At 65.3% G+C, this 18,921-nt stretch carries 12 protein-coding genes and 1 pseudogene; 10 read left to right on the forward strand and 3 right to left on the reverse strand.

All coding sequences use genetic code 11. The features are described from left to right. Window positions 1–135: 135 nt before the first annotated feature. Window positions 136–2,175: an AAA family ATPase gene (locus BJY20_RS15490; RefSeq protein WP_185992350.1), complete on the reverse strand. Its 2,040-nt coding sequence runs from the start codon at window positions 2,173–2,175 to the stop codon at window positions 136–138. A 505-nt stretch (window positions 2,176–2,680) separates the two neighbouring features. Continuing rightward, the gene (locus BJY20_RS15495) at window positions 2,681–3,604 is read right to left on the reverse strand and encodes a LysR family transcriptional regulator (protein ID WP_185992351.1); all 924 of its coding nucleotides are present in this window, start codon (window positions 3,602–3,604) and stop codon (window positions 2,681–2,683) included. Between the two features lie 87 nt (window positions 3,605–3,691). Between BJY20_RS15495 and BJY20_RS15500 the strand changes: the two genes are divergently transcribed. The 5 genes and pseudogenes from BJY20_RS15500 to BJY20_RS15520 all read left to right on the forward strand — a co-directional run bounded on the left by BJY20_RS15500 (window position 3,692) and on the right by BJY20_RS15520 (window position 9,950). Beyond that, complete coding sequence (locus tag BJY20_RS15500) at window positions 3,692–5,110, forward strand: CitMHS family transporter (RefSeq protein ID WP_185992352.1); 1,419 nt, start codon at window positions 3,692–3,694, stop codon at window positions 5,108–5,110. Continuing rightward, a complete protein-coding gene (locus BJY20_RS15505; RefSeq protein ID WP_185992353.1) occupies window positions 5,107–6,492 on the forward strand; it encodes an acyclic terpene utilization AtuA family protein in 1,386 nt (461 codons plus the stop codon). Before BJY20_RS15500 ends, BJY20_RS15505 begins: the two co-directional genes overlap by 4 nt. Further along, window positions 6,489–6,791, forward strand: a complete 303-nt coding sequence (locus tag BJY20_RS15510) for an AtuA-related protein (RefSeq protein WP_185992354.1) — start codon at window positions 6,489–6,491, stop codon at window positions 6,789–6,791. Before BJY20_RS15505 ends, BJY20_RS15510 begins: the two co-directional genes overlap by 4 nt. 438 nt (window positions 6,792–7,229) lie before the next feature. Beyond that, window positions 7,230–8,514 (forward strand): annotated as a pseudogene (locus tag BJY20_RS15515) (IS256 family transposase). 266 nt (window positions 8,515–8,780) lie between these two features. Further along, entirely contained in the window at window positions 8,781–9,950 is a 1,170-nt protein-coding gene (locus BJY20_RS15520) for a hypothetical protein (protein WP_185992355.1), read from the forward strand. A gap of 592 nt (window positions 9,951–10,542) precedes the next feature. Here the strand turns inward: BJY20_RS15520 and BJY20_RS15525 are convergent. Next, entirely contained in the window at window positions 10,543–11,484 is a 942-nt protein-coding gene (locus tag BJY20_RS15525; RefSeq protein WP_007079305.1) for a GlxA family transcriptional regulator, read from the reverse strand. Window positions 11,485–11,591: 107 nt separating this feature from the next. Here BJY20_RS15525 and BJY20_RS15530 point away from each other — a divergent pair, with 107 nt between their 5' ends. The 5 genes from BJY20_RS15530 to BJY20_RS15550 all read left to right on the forward strand — a co-directional run bounded on the left by BJY20_RS15530 (window position 11,592) and on the right by BJY20_RS15550 (window position 18,519). Next, window positions 11,592–11,903, forward strand: coding sequence for a putative quinol monooxygenase (locus tag BJY20_RS15530; RefSeq protein WP_006247389.1), 312 nt, complete (start codon window positions 11,592–11,594; stop codon window positions 11,901–11,903). A 922-nt stretch (window positions 11,904–12,825) separates the two neighbouring features. Continuing rightward, window positions 12,826–14,151 (forward strand): ISL3-like element ISPfr2 family transposase, encoded by a 1,326-nt coding sequence (locus BJY20_RS15535; RefSeq protein WP_026138135.1) that lies wholly within the window; start codon window positions 12,826–12,828, stop codon window positions 14,149–14,151. Window positions 14,152–14,625: 474 nt separating this feature from the next. Beyond that, the gene (locus BJY20_RS15540; protein WP_185992356.1) at window positions 14,626–16,185 is read left to right on the forward strand and encodes a hypothetical protein; all 1,560 of its coding nucleotides are present in this window, start codon (window positions 14,626–14,628) and stop codon (window positions 16,183–16,185) included. 116 nt (window positions 16,186–16,301) lie between these two features. After that, complete coding sequence (locus tag BJY20_RS15545; protein ID WP_185990375.1) at window positions 16,302–17,549, forward strand: IS256 family transposase; 1,248 nt, start codon at window positions 16,302–16,304, stop codon at window positions 17,547–17,549. A 127-nt stretch (window positions 17,550–17,676) separates the two neighbouring features. Beyond that, window positions 17,677–18,519, forward strand: a complete 843-nt coding sequence (locus tag BJY20_RS15550; protein WP_185992357.1) for a hypothetical protein — start codon at window positions 17,677–17,679, stop codon at window positions 18,517–18,519. Window positions 18,520–18,921 lie beyond the last annotated feature (402 nt).

The following is an 18,921-nucleotide window of genomic DNA, read 5'->3' on the forward strand; positions in this document are numbered from 1 at the left end:
ACCTCCAGCACCCGCCCGCCATCGGCCGGCCTTTGATTCTTCACCAGCAGAGGCGGTCTTAGTGCCCCTCATTTACCCGCTCTTGTCAGTGAAGGGGAGCACGGTCGGCGAGCCGTCCGTATGTGAAGCATGCGTTTACATCGGGCGATCTGCCTCGTACTCGCGCAGAGCAGCGCCGATTCGGTCGAGCAGGTGTGTGAAGTCGTGCGGGACGTGGTCCATGCGCTGGGAGGCTTGGCGCAGCGTCTGCGTGTTGAAGGTGGCGTGGTGCGCCTTGCTGAGCCAAGACTTGAAGTCCTTGGGTGTGTTCTTGGAGATCGCTCGCCGCTTGGCATGCTGGGTCCGGAGATCTTCCCACGATATGGCGTCCGGTGCGAAGGTCTGGACGGGTAGGTATTCGATGATGTCGGCTCTGGAGACCCCCAGTGGTTCGACGCGGGAGTGTCGACCGCGGCCGCGCTCGATGGAGCGCATCAGCCACTGCTTCATCCATCCGGATTCGTCATTCGGTGGCCACTCGACCCCTTCGGTCAAGACCCGCAGGGCGGTCTCCGCATCGTCGGCGTACTTCCTTGCTTCGCTCCACGCCTGGTCCAAGCCTTCGGACGGCAGTCCGTCCAGTAACGCGAACAGCAGAGCGTCGGTGAAGTCGAACAAGGTGCGGGCTTCGATTGCAGCAGGCAGGTGCCTGGCACCGCGGATCGGGATAATCTCGACGTTCAGCTCGGCCAGTTCGGTCCCGATGAGCTCGGACAAGACCGTCTCGTCGTGGGCGCCCTCGACGAGGAGGAAGCCACGCCGCGTGGCGAGCAGGTCGGTCGTGCTCAGCCCCAGGCTCTCCAGTTCCTCCCGCTCGGCAGGCCCCAGCAGCTTCATTGTCGTGACCCTGCTGATGGGGTTACCCGTGCGGAGCTCCTCACGCATTGCTACCGGGACGACTCGCTCATCGCTTAGCAGTGTTGGACTGTGCGTGGCGCACCAAATCGACGTGCCTGATCCCTGTGCCATCTCCGCGAGCCAACCAAGGGCCTGGTGTTCCGCCGCACGGTGCAGACCTTGTTCGGGTTCGTCGATGAGAAGCGTGCTGTGTTGCCAGCCCTGATCCACCATAGAAGCCGTCGCGCGATGAATGGCCAGCAGCGCCCACGTGCGTTCCGCTGTGCTCAGACGTTCGAATGGAATGTCCCGTGTCTGCATCACATTGCCGAATTTCGGCACTGTGGCCAGCCACTCGAGGCGTTTGCCCGCGAGAAGGTCGGCATGGCTGGGTACGTCAACCCTCAACCCCACCGACGTCTGCAGGGCCAGGCGCAACTGGCGCGTGGCCTCCTGACCGAGCTGGGTGGCCCACGCGTCATAGTCGGCCCCCTCTGTCAGCAGCTGCGCGAGGGCGCGGCCCACCAGGTCGGCCTTCGGCTCCGGGGCGGCGCGCAGATCCACGCACGTGTGGCCCATGGCAGCCATCACATCGAAGCCGTGTAGCCGGTGGAAATGTCCTTCACCGACAACCGCGGTACAGAGTCGCCCGTCATCCACGGTGGCCGTTGCACCGACCGTTAGGGGGGACCACAGGATGCTGGACTCCTCTTCTTGGTCTGAGCGCTTGTCCGTTTCGACGAGGTAGGCGCTCACCTCGGGGTGATCGCGTGACTCCAGGTAGAAGGGCCGGATCAGGATCGTGTCGTAAACACGTTGGATCTCGAAGTAGCGCTGCTTCAGGACGCACTGCCACAGCTGCGCACTCTCCTCCCAACTGCCGCCGTAGTTGCGTCGCACTTCGTCGTCGATGTGCTTCGCGTAGGCCGCCTCACCGGCCAGCATGTCCAATTCGGCCTCGGCCGACTCTGTCACTTGCAGGTACTTGCCCAAGAAGCTCTTCCTGAACTCGGAACGCCGCTCGAAATCCAGAATCTGTCTAGCCAGCGCGTCGAGGTCTCCCTCGGCAGCGGCCGGTGGGAGCTCGGGCATATGGGCTTCGACGATGAGCGAGCACCTGTCCTGCATGTTGCTGGCGTCGGGCATGCCTCCCTGAAACAGATGCCTGATCGCGGTCAACACGCGACTCTTCCCTATGCCGTTCTTCCCGAAGAGGGCGTACGTGCCGCTTTTCCAAGGAACGTACGTTTCCTTGTGGCCGGGAAAATCGAGGATCAGGCCGATGGGAGTCGTCGACATGAGTGCCAACCTATCGCCCGGTCTCGGACCGTTTGGGCTCACAGCCGCCCGGTGACGACGGCCGACTCACGGTCGCGCTCCGGAAGGGTCCCGATCGTCCGAACCCTCATGACGACAGACCCCGCGCGAAGGATGATGCCAGTGTCCGGGCAATGTTCCCGGCCCCGATCCACTCATCACACCGTCACCGGATCGTGGTTGCTGAGCATCGTGTGTCCGCGTTCCGTTCGGAGGCAGCGCCCAGGCTGCGACCTGGACGAACTTGTCGAATACGACCCGTCATCGATGCGCGGGTGTGCAACCCAGCAGGTGAGCGGCGACATGTTGAGGGATAAGTGGGCCGAACTGGTCCGTTCACTGCCCCTCCACTGGCGTTGGGCGGACTCGATGCGGTGAGGCCATCGCCATCCCGGTCGCGCAAGATCCGGGTGCCTTGGAAAAGCACGGGCCCCCGGTGTTCCGGGGGATTCTTCGTCCACTTCGGAGTTGAAGACTCAGAATTTCCTCACCCTTGCCACCTGACGCCTCTCAGGTCAGGGCGGTGCGGGCCCGTGACGATGTCCACCCACGCGTGCGCGACAGGCGTCAGTGGCCGATCGCGGGAGCGCACCAGCACGATCTTGCGCGACACACGTGGACGGAGCGGAATAAATGTCAGTCCGGCGAAATCCAGCAGCGGCAGCACGAACCCCGGGACGACCCCGAGACCCAGCCCTCCGGCCACCAGACCACCGACAGCGCCGATGTTCTGGGCGGCTACTTCTTCCTCGGGAATGGCTCTGTGGTTGTCGAGTGCCTGCCGAACCAGGGGTTGGATGCTGCTGGCCGGTGAAAAGGAGACGAGCGGGACGTCAGCGAGCTGTGACCATCGCAATTTAGGCTCGCCTGCCCATGGATGCGTGCCAGGAACTGCGACGAAGAAGTCGTCCTCGGCCAATGGCCGGATCTCGTAGCCCCGCGGTACCGGGCCGCTGAGTGCCGTGATGGCCACGTCTGCTCGGCCTTTGCCGACGGCGGCCCAGACCTGCTCGTTGAGGCTGTCCGCGACGTGAATGTGCATCGTCGGGTAGCTCGAGCGGAGGGCGAGTAGGAACGGGGGGAGCAACGTTGCGGCCAGAGAAGGCAGTGTGGCGATCCGCAAACTGCCTCTGGTCCCGGCAAGGTATCCGGCCATGTGTTCCAGTCCGGTGTCCACGTTCGCAACCAAGCTGCGGGCGACGGCAACGATCGCCTCGCCATCGGGGGTGAGGGTCACCCGACGGGTGGTCCGCAGAAACAGTGGCACGCGCAGGCGACGCTCGCTCTCCTGGATCGACCTGCTGAGGGACGACTGAGCGACCTGGAGCGCCGCGGCGGCCGCGGTGAAGGTGCCGTGGTCGGCCAACGCCACGATGGCGCGTAGGTGATGCAAGGCCAGATCTATCGGCATGATGCATGAATCTATCGGCTATTGATCGTAGACGCGGGTTGATGCAGATCCTCAGACTGGTCGGGATCACTCCAGAAGGGACCAACGATGCTCTCCGCCATGGGTTACGCCACGATCATCATCATCCTCGCCTTGCTCCTGACGAACCGGGTCACGGCCGTCGTCGCACTCGCCGGCGTGCCAGTCGTCACTGCTCTGCTTGCCGGGTTCTCCATTGGAGAGGTGGGCGAGTTCATCGGGGCCGGGCTTGGCAGCGTGGTCGGGGTCACGACGATGTTCGTCTTCGCGATCGTCTACTTCGGCTTGATGCGCGATGCCGGGCTCTTCGACCCGATCATCGGGCGCATCGTGGGTTGGGCCGGGAATGCTCCGGTCACGATCGCCGTGGCCACTACGGCTCTCGCATGTGTGGCGCACCTGGACGGAGCGGGCGCGACCACCTTCCTGATCACCATTCCGGCCATGCTGCCGTTGTACGACCGTCTCGGGATGAGTCGCTTGACCTTGTCCGTGTGTGTCGGCATGGGCGCCGGGGTGATGAACATCATGCCCTGGGGCGGGCCGACGGCCCGAGCCGCGACCACGACCGGCATAGATGCCAACGACCTGTGGGTGCCGTTGATCCCATCGCAGCTCGTCGGCATCGTTGGTGCCCTGGCGATCGCCTGGTACCTCGGGCGCCGTGAGCACCGCCGCTTGGGCCTGGGTGCCGACATGACCGCTCCCAACCAGACACCGGCCATGAGCCTGACGGGCGGCGGTAGCGGAACCGCCGTGACGAGCGGTCCCGCCGCAGGTGACGCGTCATCCGATGACCAGCGTGGAGTTGAGCCTCGAGACCCCCTGGAACTTTCGGACGAGGAGCAGGAGCTGCGTCGACCGCGATTGTTCTGGTTCAACGCGGCACTGACCGTGCTCGTACTGGCGGCCCTGATCGCAGGCTTCGCCCCGCCGGAGATGATCTTCCTGGTCGGCGTCGTGGTCGCGCTCGTCGTGAACTACCCGGGTCTGCGTCGGCAGACGACCCGCATCGAGGCGCACGCAACAGGCGCGATGCTCATGGCGACCACGCTCCTCGCGGCCGGCGCTTTCCTGGGAATCCTCGGCGAGAGCGGCATGATCGACGCAATGGCCTCCAGCGCCGCCGGTGTCGTACCGTCAGCCGTCGGCCCTGCCCTGCCACTGATCATCGGGGTGCTGGGGGTGCCCCTGAGCTTGCTGTTCGGGCCCGACGCCTACTACTTCGGGGTCATGCCCGTCCTGACCGCGCTCGGTGAGCAGTACGGCGTCCCCGCGGAGGCCATCGCACAGGCATCGATGATGGGCCAGGAGACCGTCGGCTTCCCCATCAGCCCGCTGACTGGCTCGTTCTATCTGCTGGTGGGCCTTGCCGGAGTCGACATCGGCCGACACATCCGAGCCCTGTTCGGGTGGGCGTGGCTGCTGAGCCTGCTCATGCTGGCGACTGCCTTCATCACCACCGCGATCCCGGTGTGGGTCTCATGAGCTCATCGCGCGCGTCGGGTACACACCGTGAGCACGTGCGTATCGGGGCAGGCAGTGGTTTCGCAGGGGACCGGATCGATCCCGCGCGTGCCTTGGCTGAGCACGGAGCCCTGGACTACCTCGTCTTCGAGACGCTCGGTGAGCGCACCATCGCTCAGGCCAACGCACGCCGTCTCGCGGGCACGGGTGTCGCGTTCGACGCGCTCCTGCCACAACGACTCGAAGCCACACTCGGCCCAATGGTCAACCAAGGATCGACCATCGTCACCAATGGCGGCGGCTCCGACCCGGACGCGGCCGCGGACATGACAGCCGACCTGGCCACCCGTGTTGCCGGCCCAGCTGGTCGACCGGTTCGGATCGCCTCGATCACCGGTGATGACGTCATGGACATCGTCCGAGACCTCGACCCGGTGGTGTGGGAGAACGGCCGGCCCCTGTCCGAGCAAAACGGCGAGCTCGTGAGCGCCAACGCCTACATTGGCGCTGCATCCATCGTCGAAGCCCTCGAGTTAGGGGCAGACGTGGTCATCGGCGGTCGACTGGCCGACCCGTCCCTCTACCTCGGACCGCTGGCCCATGCGCATGGCTGGGACCTCGACGCCGACCCAGAGATTCTCGGCCGCGGAACCGTGATCGGCCATCTCCTTGAGTGTGCCGGGCAGTTGACCGGGGGCTACTACGCCGACCCAGTGACCAAACCAGTACCTCGAATGGCTGACCTCGGCTTCCCATTCGCCGACGTGACCGCCGACGGTGCGGCCGTGCTCGGCAAGCTCAAGGGAACCGGCGGGACGCTGACCCCGCGGACCGCAACAGAACAACTGCTCTACGAGGTGGGGGACCCAGCGGGATACATCACCCCGGACGTGGTCGCGGACTTCACAACAGTCCGCCTCGACCACGCAGGCCACGACCAGGTGGCCGTGACTGGCGGCACCGGGCGGGAACGGACCGACACCCTGAAGGTCACGCTTGGATTCCGCGGCAGCTGGCTCGGCGAAGGGCAGATCACCTACGCCGGGCCCCGCAGCCTGGCCCGCGCGCAACTGGCCGCTGAAATCGTCGAAGAGCGCCTCGTGACAGTTCACGGACTCGACGCCGAGGCAATCACGGTCGAGTACATCGGAGCCGGTGCCGCTTTCCGTGGCCTCGGCGAGACGGTAGACCCCCACGAGGTGCGGCTGCGCGTATCAGCCGTCGTCCCGGACCAGCAACAGGCCGAGGCCGTCGGGTGGGAAGTCGAGGCCCTCTACACGAACGGTCCTGCAGGAGGTGGGGGCGCTCGGCGCTCAGCACATCCGATGCTGGCCATCCGCTCCTGCCTGATCCCACGCCACCTCGTACCAACGAGCGTCCAGATGCGAGAGGTCCGAGCATGACACGCGTAGACGAACTCGCCCACGTCCGCGCCGGCGACAAAGGCGATCACTTGATCCTTGGCGTAGTGCCGTGGGACCAAGAGGCGTATGACCAGTTGGCCGAGCGGCTGACCCCAGAGCGTGTGGCACGCGCGTACCGTCCCTTAGTCACCGGGCCAGTCCAGCGTTCGTGCCTGCCCGAACTGCCCGCGCTCATCTTCACCCTCCCCGGAGTCCTCGGCGCGGGAGTCACCGGATCACCCGTCCTCGACGGACACGGCAAAACCCTCAGCTATCACCTCCTGACTGTCGAGATATGACCGTCAGCCGACCGTCACCTGCCCACAACGACCCGAGAAGCACGGCCCATATGGGGCCCCTCGGCACTCTCCACCTCGCCTGAGCACACGCTTGACGTCCTCAGGAGCGTCTTGTTGGAGCCGCACGCGTCGTCACCAAGACGGCCGTGCCGAACGGGCCCGAGTCCAGACCGCGGCCATGGAGCCCTACGAGATCAACCGGCCTTCTGGTTTCTCATCTGAACAAGCATCCGCGCGACTACCTTCGCCCCTTCTCCATGCGTCAGGCAGTTGTGAACCGTCCAACAGTGGAGCTCGACGCACAATCGTCTCCGCCGCGATGTCTCTCCGCGTTGTGTAATGCGCTGAGCGGGGACTGTCCGGATAACGGTGTAACCGGCCCGACACGCCGACGTAGGTCGGCGGGAAGGGGTCGTGATGACCGAGAACCTTGCGGGCATGAGCTCGCTGAAGAAGACCGTGCAGAAGTCCCAAACAGCCCAGGCTGAGCAGGCCGCGGTGCGTGAGCTGGTCAAGGCCGCCCGTGCTCGTGGTGAGGACCTGACGGGGCCAGAGGGGCTGTTGAAGACGTTGACCAAGACCGTCCTGGAGACCGGTCTCGATGAGGAGATGAACGATCACCTCGGGTACGACAAGCACGCCGTCGAAGGTCGTGGGAGTGGCAATTCCCGCAACGGCACCCGCACGAAGACGGTGACCACCGACAACGTCGGAGCCGTCGACATCGAGGTCCCCCGTGACCGCGAGGGCAGCTTCGAGCCGAAGACCGTCCGCAAGCGGCAACGCCGCTTGGGCGATGTGGACACGGTCGTGCTCTCGTTGTACGCCAAGGGCCTGACCACGGGAGAGATCAGCGCCCACTTCGCCGAGGTCTACGGCGCTTCGGTGTCCAAGGATCGGGTCAGTGTGATCACCGACCGGGTGCTCGAGGACATGCAGGCGTGGTGCGCCCGGCCGCTGCTGCCGGTGTACGCCGCGATCTTTATCGACGCGATCCATGTCAAGGTCCGTGACGGGCAGGTCGGTAACCGGCCGTTCTACGCCGCGATCGGCGTCGACCTGCAGGGTCGACGAGACGTGCTCGGGCTGTGGGCCGGTACCGCCGGGCACGGCGAGAGCGCCAAGTTCTGGATGAGCGTGCTCACCGAGATCAAGAACCGCGGCGTGGGCGATGTGTTCTTCATCGTCTGCGACGCCCCTGTTGGGCCTGCCGGACGCGGTCAACCAGGTCTTCCCACTGGCTACGGTCCAGACCTGCATCATCCACCTCATCCGAGGCACGTTCCGGTACGCCTCGAAGAAGTACTGGGACCACATCGCCCGCGACCTGCGCCCGATCTACACGGCGCCCTCACCGCAGGCCGCGTGGGCCGCGTTCGAGGAGTTCGAGGAGAAATGGGCCAAGGCCTACCCGGCGATATCCCGACTGTGGCGCGACGCGTGGGAGCAGTTCATCCCGTTCCTGGATTATGACGTCGAGATCCGCCGAGTGCTCTGTTCGACTAACGCGATCGAGTCTTTGAACGCGCGCTACCGGCGGGCGGTGAACGCCAAGGGTCACTTCCCGACCGAACAGGCAGCGCTCAAGACGCTGTATTTGGTCACGAGGTCACTGGACCCCAGGGGCACCGGGCAGGCACGCTGGGTCACCCGGTGGAAGCCAGCCCTGAACGCCTTCGCCGTCACCTTCGCCGACCGCATGCCGGCCGCGGAGAACCTCTAACAAGAAGATGCCGGTTACACCGTTCACCGGACACACCCGCTGAGCGCACGATGCCCCTTCAACGGGGGGAGAAAGAGGGGGCGTCGCGAACGACACTGGGCATGGCTCAGCAGCTTGCCCCCCGGGGGAGCGGGGCGTGGCCACGCTATGAGCGAGTGGCCGCGGATCGCGCTGCGACACGACCAAGCGTGGCAGCCGTATCCCAGTGCCAGTGTGTGCGGCTATTGTCTGCGACAGGGTAAGGACTTACCTCGACGGGGGTCATTATGGGTATGCAGGAGCATGAGCACGTCGTTCACGTCGTGCCGACCACGAAGGTGCCCGCCGACGTTGGTCCGTGGCAGTGGCTCGAAGCGGGGAAAGCGGCCACGGTGGAGCGCATCAGGCAGGCCGAAGGTAGGGGCATCCTGTACCCGGCCTCGTCGTCGTTGGCCAGAGCGCTGCAACCGATCCTCAGCGTGGCCGACTCACGGGCAGGTGATCTTTTTCGGGTGCAGCTGCCCACAGGTGCCAGCCTGGACCAGCTCGTTCCAGCCATTGGGGGTGGATATCGGGGAATGGTGCGGAGCGGCGGCAGGGGTATCTCGGGTCAGGCGCGCCTATTGCCGGTGGCGAAGGCTGGGATGGTAGCGGCGAGTGCGGGGATTGCCGCCGTGGTTATTGCGGCGGAGTACATGGCGCAACAGGAACTGGTGGCCAAGCTTGACCGGATCCAAGACGGCGTCGATCGCCTGAATGAGCGAGCGGATGGCAGGGACCGCGCAGTTCTGGATGTAGCGGCGGTGACCATCGAGGAGAGCCAAGCTGCCATTGCGGGATCTGTGGCGCCACCGCGCTCGCTGGGACTGGACTCGACGGCTAGTGAACTGAGGCTGCTATTGGCTCGCGAAGAGCGATGGATCACTCAGCTCGGGCAGACGGCCGTGCTCATCGACGAGGCGCGGAAGTTGGACCGCTTGGATCCGGATGGGGTACCGATCTCTGAGTTCGAGGAGTGGGTCGGGATGAGGGACCTGCACCAAGAGCCTGGCCGTTACGCCCAACGGATCGCCGACTACTACCGTGTTCTGGTTCTGGATAGTCAATTTGCGCTACTTGCATCGGCGGAGGCTGAGCTGTCGTCAGGGGATGCCGATATGGGTGCCTTCGAAGACTCCTTGAAGCGACGGTTGCAGACGAATGCGCGTCGGCAAGAGAGGCTCTTGGAGGTCACGGAAGCGCTCGCTCGCGAGCCGATCACGTCAACGCCGTTCCAACGGAGGCTGGCCGAGTCGCATGCCGTCGAGCGGGTGGTCACGGATGTTGCATTTGGCCTTCGTGCGGCAGCCCGGTTATCTGAGGTGGTCGATGTCCGGGGTCGTCAAGAGATGGTTGTCGAGGTTCTCGAAGGTGGGGACATGCGGGTCGATGCCACGGGCGTCAGCGTGAAGGACTAATACGGCATGGCTCGCGGCGCCCCTGACGGCGTCTCGAAATTATCAGTCGGGCGGTGGCGCAACCGCTAGCCAAGGGCAGCGTCGTCAGGGCGTTCCGCTCCAAGGGCTGATGCGGTTCACTTCCGCGCGCGACGCATCCCAAGAAATAGTGAACCCAGCTTCTGGGACAGCCCGTCATGCCGCGCCATCAGCCAAAGTGGCTCTTCCCAGATGAGGGTGTAGGTCGGCCGGGCGCGTCGGTCCGCAGATAGACGTCGAGGTCTCCCGACGATGGAGGTTCCTACGCCATCCATCCGAAAGACCTCGACGTGACCGACGCTACCCCGCCGGCCGGCCTCGGCCGCCCTGACCTGACCGCCTTCGCGTCTCATCCCAATCGACCCTGATCGGGTCTGCTGACCCCCTCGACGAGAACGCAGCGACATCACAGCCACCCAACCCCGACCGGCCGGGAAGCCGGGGCACGTCACATGGCCTGTGCTGCGGGCGTGTCGAGTGGGTCGTCCAGGGGCGACGCAGGAGCGTCGACGCGACGTGCTGAGAGGTGGTTCCAACCGGGCGCTAGGACACCGGCTACAGGCATGGCGATAGGTCAGGAACGGCGTCGCTCCCTGCGCAGGAGGGAGCGCAGAGTCTCGGCGTTCGCGTAGCCGACCCGTAGCGCGATCTCGGCGGAGGTGAGGTCCGTGGTTGCTGAGAGGTGCCGAGCTCGTTCGATGCGAAGCCGTTGGACGAAGCCGAGCGGAGTGAGGTTGAGCGCCGCACGGACTCGTCGTTCGAGGGTGCGCCGGCTGGTGCCGAGCGACTGCGCGACGAAGGCGACGTTGAACGGTTCGTCCAGGCGGGCGCGCACGAAGCGTTCGAACTCGACGACGATCGGGTCCTCGTGCCGGAGATGTTCGTAGGCGACGAAGGCCGCCTGCGACGGACGCTCGTCGATGATGAGGAGCTTGGCGACATGTTGGGCCAGGTCGGGGCTGATCGATCGCACGAGTGAGAGCGCGAGGTCGATGTGGGCGAACGCGGCGCCGGCGGTGACGAGGTTCCCGTCCACGACGACCATGGTGTCGAGATCGAGGGCGACGGTCGGATAGCGCTTCAGGAACTCCGGCCCCAGGAACCAGCTGGTCGTCGCCCGCCGATGATGCATCCGTCCGGTCTCGGCGACGGCGAACACGCCGGTGCACGCCGCGGCGATCCGGGTGGTCGCGTCGTCGAGGCGCCCGAGCGAGGCGATGACCGAACGAGCATCTCGGCTCTGGAGGGCGTCGTTGGTAGCGGCGGCCGTGAGGGTTCCAAGCGCAGGGACGACGACCACGTCGAACTCTCCGGACTCCGACAGCGGGTGGTCAACCGACAGGGTCATCGATGCCGTCGTGGTCACTCGCCGTTTCGGTCCGAGGATGGCGAGTTCGATCGGGTCGATCCGCGGGTCGATATCGCCGCGGGCTCCGTCGGCCACCCGCACGATGTCGATGACCGACGCGACAGCCGAACCGAAGCAGCCGTCGATCGCGATCAGTCCGATACGCATGGCGCGAACAATAGCAATACTGTCGTATACGCCACTCCCCATCGGCCCTCGCTCGTCATACGCTGAACTCGCCCCACGAAGAACCCCGACTTCAAGGAGAACCCCTCATGTCCACACCCGCATCACTTCCGTATGCCTTCGTCGCCAAGATCGTCGCGGCCGATGGACAGCACGACGCGCTCGCCGATCTGCTCGCCGGCGCTGTCGCACTCGCCAACGAAGAAGTGGGAACGATTGTCTGGTTCGCGGCTAGAACCCACGCCGACACCTTTTGGATCTTCGATGCATTCCCCGACGAGGCCGCTCGCGACGCCCACGCCAACGGCGCCATCGTCGCAGCCCTGATGGCCAACCAGCACCTCCTCGGCGCAGCACCCGAGATCCTGGCGGCCGACGTCCTCGCGTCCAAGCTCCCGTAGTCCGCCAACGCACGAGACGATCGCGCCCCGCCGAGCCGTCGGACCCGACCGCCTCGACACCCGCACCACGTTGACGATCCCCGACGGGCCGATCACGAGGGGGGCCAGGCAACACCAGGCGCAAGCCTGGAGCGGCACTGGTTCACCGGTGGTCATCGAGAGAGCCAGCGCGGTTCCATGGCAGCGCAACTGTGTCATCTTGCCCTCCGTCCCGCTAGGCGCCGTGGGCGGGTCTTGGTTGCGATCCGTTGCCGTGACGGGAGACGCGTTGCGCGTCGCAGCGATGACGGGTCGTTGGCGTTCCGGGGCGTTGCGTTCGTGCGCGTCGCCCGTGCGGCATGGAACATCTCGCTGCGCACACAACGATCGCTGCGCCGACGCACCGTTGACACCTCGCACGTCCAGGTCGCGACACAACGCCACGCCGCGTTGCCGAGCGGAGCGAGGCCTATCGGCACACGGACAGCATGCCGGCCGCGAGCGCTCAGCCGGCGAGGGGTCCGTCGCAGAGGAGAGCGACGTCGGGCAGAGCCGTGAGGCCAGCGCATCGCGCGACCACCAGAACCGAACCGACGACCTAATCACGTCGGCTTTGCGTCTATCGCTTGATGCGCCCACTGGGCGAACGAGCCGCTGACCTGCGCAAACGCCGAGAGTGGGGGGCGCCGCCATCCGGTGGTGACCGACGACGACCGACCAGTACCGACCGTTTCACCGGAGCTTGCGGCGGCGTCGAAGCCGAGCAAGCTCCATTCTTTTAGCTCACCGCGCCCTCCTCCTAGCCGGTCCCGTCGTCGTCGAAGACGTTCCAGGGGTCTTCCCAGATGACGGTGTAGGTCGGCCGGGCGCGTCGGTCCGCAGATAGACGTCGAGGTCTCCCGACGACGGAGGTTCCTACGCCATCCATCCGAAAGACCTCGACGTGTCCGACGCTACCCCGCCGGCCGGCTTCGGCCGCCCTGACCTGACCGCCTTCGCTCGACTCGACGGCCTCGGTCTGAGCGTGACCGGGCAACGACTTGAACCGGATCGTGCGGTCCTCGCGTGCCGCGTGGTGGAACCAGATCAGTGGTGCCGACGGTGCGGCAGCGAAGGCGCTGCTCGTGACACCGTGATCCGGCGGTTGGCCCACGAGCCGCTGGGCTGGCGACCGACCGTGCTGGAAGTTGTAGTGCGCCGCTACCGCTGTGCCGACTGCGGACACGTGTGGCGCCAAGACACCAGCGCCGCGGCGGAGCCACGCGCGAAGCTCTCGCGCACCGGGCTGCGGTGGGCGCTGGAAGGGATCGTGGTCGCACACCTCACCGTCGCCCGTGTCGCCGAGGGACTCGGGGTCGCGTGGGACACCGCCAACAACGCGGTCCTGGCCGAAGGCAAGCGGCTGCTGATCAACGACCCCACGCGGTTCGAGGGCGTGAAGGTCATTGGCGTCGATGAGCACGTCTGGCGCCACACCAGGCGTGGCGACAAGTACGTCACCGTGATCATCGACCTCACCCCGGTCCGCGATGGCGCCGGCCCAGCAAGGCTGCTGGACATGGTCGAGGGCCGGTCGAAGGCGGCGTTCAAGACCTGGCTCGCCGACCGCGACGACGCCTTCCGTGACGCGGTCGAGGTGGTCGCGATGGACGGCTTCACCGGGTTCAAGACCGCCGCTGCAGAGGAGATCCCGGACGCGGTCACGGTGATGGATCCCTTCCACGTCGTGCGCTTGGCCGGTGACGCCCTCGACAGGTGCCGGCGCCGGGTCCAACTCGCGATCCACGGGCACCGTGGGTTCAGGGACGACCCGCTCTACAAGTCGCGGCGCACGCTGCACACCGGCGCGGACCTGCTCACCGACAAGCAGAGCGACAGGCTACGCGCGCTGTTCGTTGATGACGCTCACGTCGAGGTCGAGGCGACCTGGGGTGTCTACCAGCGCATGATCGCCGCCTATCGCCACGAGGACCGGCAACGTGGCCGCGAGCTCATGGAGAAGCTGATCACCGACCTCAGCGCCGGCGTCCCCAAGGTGCTCACCGAGCTCACCACCCTGGGCCGGACCCTGAAGAAGCGAGCCGCTGACGTGCTCGCCTACTTCGAACGACCCGGCACCAGCAACGGGCCGACCGAGGCGCTCAACGGACGGCTCGAACACCTCCGCGGCTCCGCACTCGGGTTCCGCAACCTGACCAACTACATCGCCCGAAGCCTGCTCGAGACCGGCGGCTTCAGACCCCAACTTCTACACCCCCGATTGGGATGAGCCGCCAAAGTCCCCATCCCCAATCATCGCCTGTGTGCCTTGGGAACCGCACGTCGGTTGACTGTGAACGCCGGAAGCTGTCTGATCCTCAAGCGGATCCTCTGAGATCCCTCACTTGGGAAATTAGTCGGCCCGACAGATCCCGCGGGCAAGATTGCCACATCTCGGAGAGTCCCGAAAAGCCCGTCGACGGGATAGCGCCCTGAGTCACGGCGGTGCGCTGGACGTCGATGGCTCCTGTCCGAGGCTAAAAGCGCAATCTTTTCTGTGGTAAGAAGCATCTGGGGGAGGAGAGTCAGAGTACAGTGCCGGCTCCTGATCCCAATCGATCAACGCTTTCGCCGTTGCTACGGGGTCGAAAGGATTGCGATGCCACTCTCAGCCGTACCTTCGCACGATGCGCCTCTCACGTTCGTGAATCGAACTGGAGAGTCCCAAGCATTTGCCGCCGGATTGGGCGAGCACCGCAGGCGCATGGATGCCGAGGAAATTACTTGGCATCAGTTGCAAAATGTCGTCATGTTCTACGGCATTGGTGGAGTAGGCAAGACCGAGTTGTCGCTTCAGCTTGCTGAGTGGATCGAAGGTCGTCCGAGTCCGCCGAGCTGGGGTGTTTCGCCTATTGGCGACGTCAGCGCGACCGTTAGGTGGGACCTGAACTCCTCTCACGGCCAAGCAGACCCCTTGTGGATGCTCTTGCACCTGCGGCGTGGGCTGAGGCAGGTTCGGCAGGTCTGGCCCGCCTTCGACCTGCCGTTCGTCGCATTTGCTCAGCAAGCTCGACCTGGCCAGCAGATCATCCTGAGGCATAAGAACGAAGAAGTGCTTTCAGTGCAAGATGTCTTGAGCGGCCTACTGTCCGATGCCGCAACGGCAGCCGATTTGGCGGGCGGAGGCGGTGGCGCCGCGGTGGTAACCGGGCTGGGGCACACCCTCGTGTCGAAGGCTGTGAGTGGGAGCAGGGCGCGGGCCGCCTTCCGGGAGTTCGACGGGCTCAAATCACTGGTCGAAGACTGCGAGCGCTACTCGGGTGACGCTGAGCAGGGCGTTGAACTATGTGCGCGGATCCTCGAGATGTTGAGCGTCGCCATCGACCGGATGCCCGCAGGTGAGCGACCGCTGATCGTGGTCTTCGTCGACACGTTCGAGCGCGTTCAGGTCTCGCACGAGGCAACGGGGGAGGCCGCACTCAACAGGCTGGTGTCGGCCTCGCCATACCTTTTCTTCGTGGTTACCGGCCGCGACAGCCTGAGGTGGCACGAGGAGCAACAGATCCATCTTGTTCGCCGAGGAGCGGCCACATGGCCGGGTTTACTGCTCGATGGGACCCGCGAGCGCGAGCCCAGGCAGCATTTGGTGGGAAACCTGTCTGAGGCTGACACCCTCGATTACTTGCAACGCGCCCTCACATCCGTAGGGGCGAGCGTCGGTCCTGATGTCCCACTGGCCCTGTATGACCTGACACGCGGGTGGCCACTGCATCTCGAAGCCATCGTGGAAGTCGCACGCAATCGGGCGTCACGCGGGACCCTGACGATGGAGGACCTCGGGGGTAAGTTTCCGCAACTTGTCAACAAGCTGATGCGAGGCTTTCCTGACGATGAGCGACAAGCGTTCAACGCCGCTTGTCTGCTGCCCTACTTCGATGAACAGCTAGTGGCACACGCTGGCCAAGTGTCCGTGGGCACGGTGCGCCGGCTTGTCCAGCGATCGATCGTTCTGCCGGATGCAAGTCCCGTCTACCCACACCGGATACACGACGAGTTGCGCTCGGTCGTCCGTGAGGCTGGTAGCGATGTCAACAGCGGTTGGGTCGAGCAGGACTGGGAGAGACATGCCCGACTCGCTCTGGACGAGGCTTTCGATCGCTTCGATACGGCACTTCGTGAGGGGCAGGATCGGGCGGCTGTGCTGGCGCTGGCTTTGGCCATCAACATCGCAATCGAGAATCGGGTTTGGGACGAACGCTTGATCGTCGGCGTTAGGCGTTCACCCACGTCCCGCGGACTGTCCGCGCTCGTCCCTGCAAGTTGAGTCCCGCATAGTGGTGTAGCGCGGTGGCAGACTAGGTGCCCCTGAGGGCATAGGTGCGGCCACCGTGTGATCCTTCGAGTCAACCTTCTACCGAATCCTCGAACGGAGTCATCACGATGACCGCACCACACATTGTCGACCCTGCGGGCCTGCTGAGTGAAGCCCTGACCGAAGCAAGCCCGGATCTGATGCGTTCGCTGTTGCAGACGATGATCAACGCGCTGCTGTCCGCGGACGCCGACGCCGTCGTCGGCGCCGAGTACGGCCGCCCCACACCGGGCCGCTCGGCGCAGCGCAACGGGTACCGCCACCGCGACCTGGACACCCGCGTGGGGACCGTCGACGTCGCCATCCCGAAGCTGCGCACCGGCAGCTACTTCCCCGAGTGGCTGCTCGAGCGCCGCAAGCGGGCCGAGTCGGCGATGATCACCGTCGTCGCCGACTGCTACCTCGCCGGCGTCAGCACCCGCCGCATGGACAAGCTCGTCAAGACCCTCGGCATCAACTCCCTGTCCAAGTCGCAGGTCAGCAGGATGGCGGCCGACCTGGACCAGATCGTCGAGGACTTCCGCCACCGCCCCCTTGACGAGGCGGGACCGTTCACCTTCGTCGCCGCCGACGCGCTGACGATGAAGGTCCGCGAGGGCGGGCGCGTGGTCGCCACCTCGGTACTGCTCGCGACCGGGGTCAACGCCGACGGGCACCGCGAAGTCCTCGGACTGCGCGTGGCCACTTCCGAGACCGGGTCCGCATGGAACGAGTTCTTCGCCGACCTGACCGCCCGCGGCCTGACCGGGGTACGTCTGGTCACCTCCGACGCCCACCAAGGGTTGAAGGAAGCGATCGCGGCGAACCTGACCGGCGCCGCGTGGCAGCGATGCCGCACCCACTACTCCGCGAACCTGATGGACGTCACGCCCAAGTCGATGTGGCCGGCCGTCAAGGCGATGCTGCACAGTGTCTATGACCAGCCCGACGCACCCAGCGTGCAGGCCCAGTTCGACCGGCTCATCGAGTACGTCGACGAGAAGCTCCCACAGGTGGCCGAGCACCTCGCCGGCGCGCGGGAGGACATCCTCGCGTTCACAGCCTTCCCCAAGGACGTGTGGACCCAGATCTGGTCGAACAACCCCCAGGAGCGCCTCAACCGCGAGATCCGACGCCGGACCGACTCCGTTGGGATCTTCCCCAACCGCAACGCCATCGTGCGTCTGGTCGGAGCCGTCCTGGCCGAACAGACCGACGAATGGGCCGAAGGACGGCGCTACCTCGGCCTCGACGTCCTGGCCCGCTGCCGCGTCACTCTCATCACCACCACCGACCCCGAGATCGGAGCCGAAACCATGCCCGCCCTGACCGCCTAACCCCACCCCGAAGGATCACGCAGCGCTACACCACTACCGGGGACTTGACCTCCCTGCAGCCGCTTCAATCGACGCCTCCGAGGAAGTTCAGGCGTTCATTGCTTACATCCGGGCGCTCGGTCAGCCGGTGTCCAACGAAAACATCAAGGTGCTGAGGGAACTGGGCGAGAGCCGAACGGTTGTGTCCGAGTCGGCGCAGGTTTGGTGCGGCTACCGTCTGCGGACGTTGGGGCGGACCGAAGAAGCCCTCGGGGTGTTCGAGACGTTGGTCGCGGAGGGTGCGGAGCGACCCGCGCTCTACTCCCTTCAGCGTGCTGTAACCCTGGCGATCGACCGGCGGCATCGCGACGCCATCGCCGCGGCAGAGGAACTGCCCGGAGAAAGGCGTGAAACGGTCGAGTTCATGGTCCGTGCCCGCGAGGGCATATACACGGGATACCCCGAAATGTACGAGCGAAGGATAGCCAGAGCCGTGAGCCGGCGCTTCCAAGTCGAACTCACCGGCAGTTGGCTGCGAAGCAAGCACCTACTCGGTCAGGCCACCGGAAATGACGTACACCGTGTGCGCGACGAAGCCGAGGCAGCAGGTCACGGTGGGGCTGTTTGTAAGGCGATCGCCGTGTGGGGCGAGATGAACCTTTTCGACAACCACATCGGCGCTCAGGTGGAGCAAGAACTACGAGAAAATATATCAAGCCACGACCGCTATTCGGCTCTCGCGCACTTTCTAGCACTTCGCGCCTGGGCTCTGGGGTCCGAAGAGCTCCTTCAGCTCGCCCGACAGGCCACCTTGGCCGTTGACCACCGCAACGGAGCGTGGATTCCGGTAGAGATCCTTCTCGAAGAAATGGGCCACCCGGTGCCGTCTGCCCAAGTTCAATGGATAGATTCGCAGGCAAGCGTACGAGAGCGTTGGATCACACTGCACTCAGCAGTGGTCGAACGAGCAAGAACGGCGGCCCAAGCGTGAGGTGAGGAAGCTTTCTCCGGCCTCACGCATGATGGCGGCCTTGTGCCTGGGGAGGGCTGCCACGGCCAAGCCCCGGGTAGTGGTGAACGCTCACCAGAGCCACGACGATAGGGAGCCGACAACGTCAAGCGGATAACTCCGGATAGGAGTGTCTGCTCTATCCGGTTTATCCGGTCCTTCATACGGTGGCCGGGTCACGCCCGACCCACTTGCTGTCGGCACGACAGCCAACTGCGGCGGCGTCACCCGCAACCACGAAGCCTTGGTCAGACCAAGGTCGCAGAATCGTGAGGAATCGTCGGAATGGTGCGTTGACCGCTGGGGTCGTTGCAGAGGGCTTACGGCCTGGGGCGCGCACCGCACGGCGGGGCTGGGGAATAGTGAGCCGAGCCCCGCCGATGT

It is taken from the genome of Janibacter cremeus (assembly GCF_013409205.1).
GTDB lineage: Bacteria > Actinomycetota > Actinomycetes > Actinomycetales > Dermatophilaceae > Janibacter > Janibacter cremeus.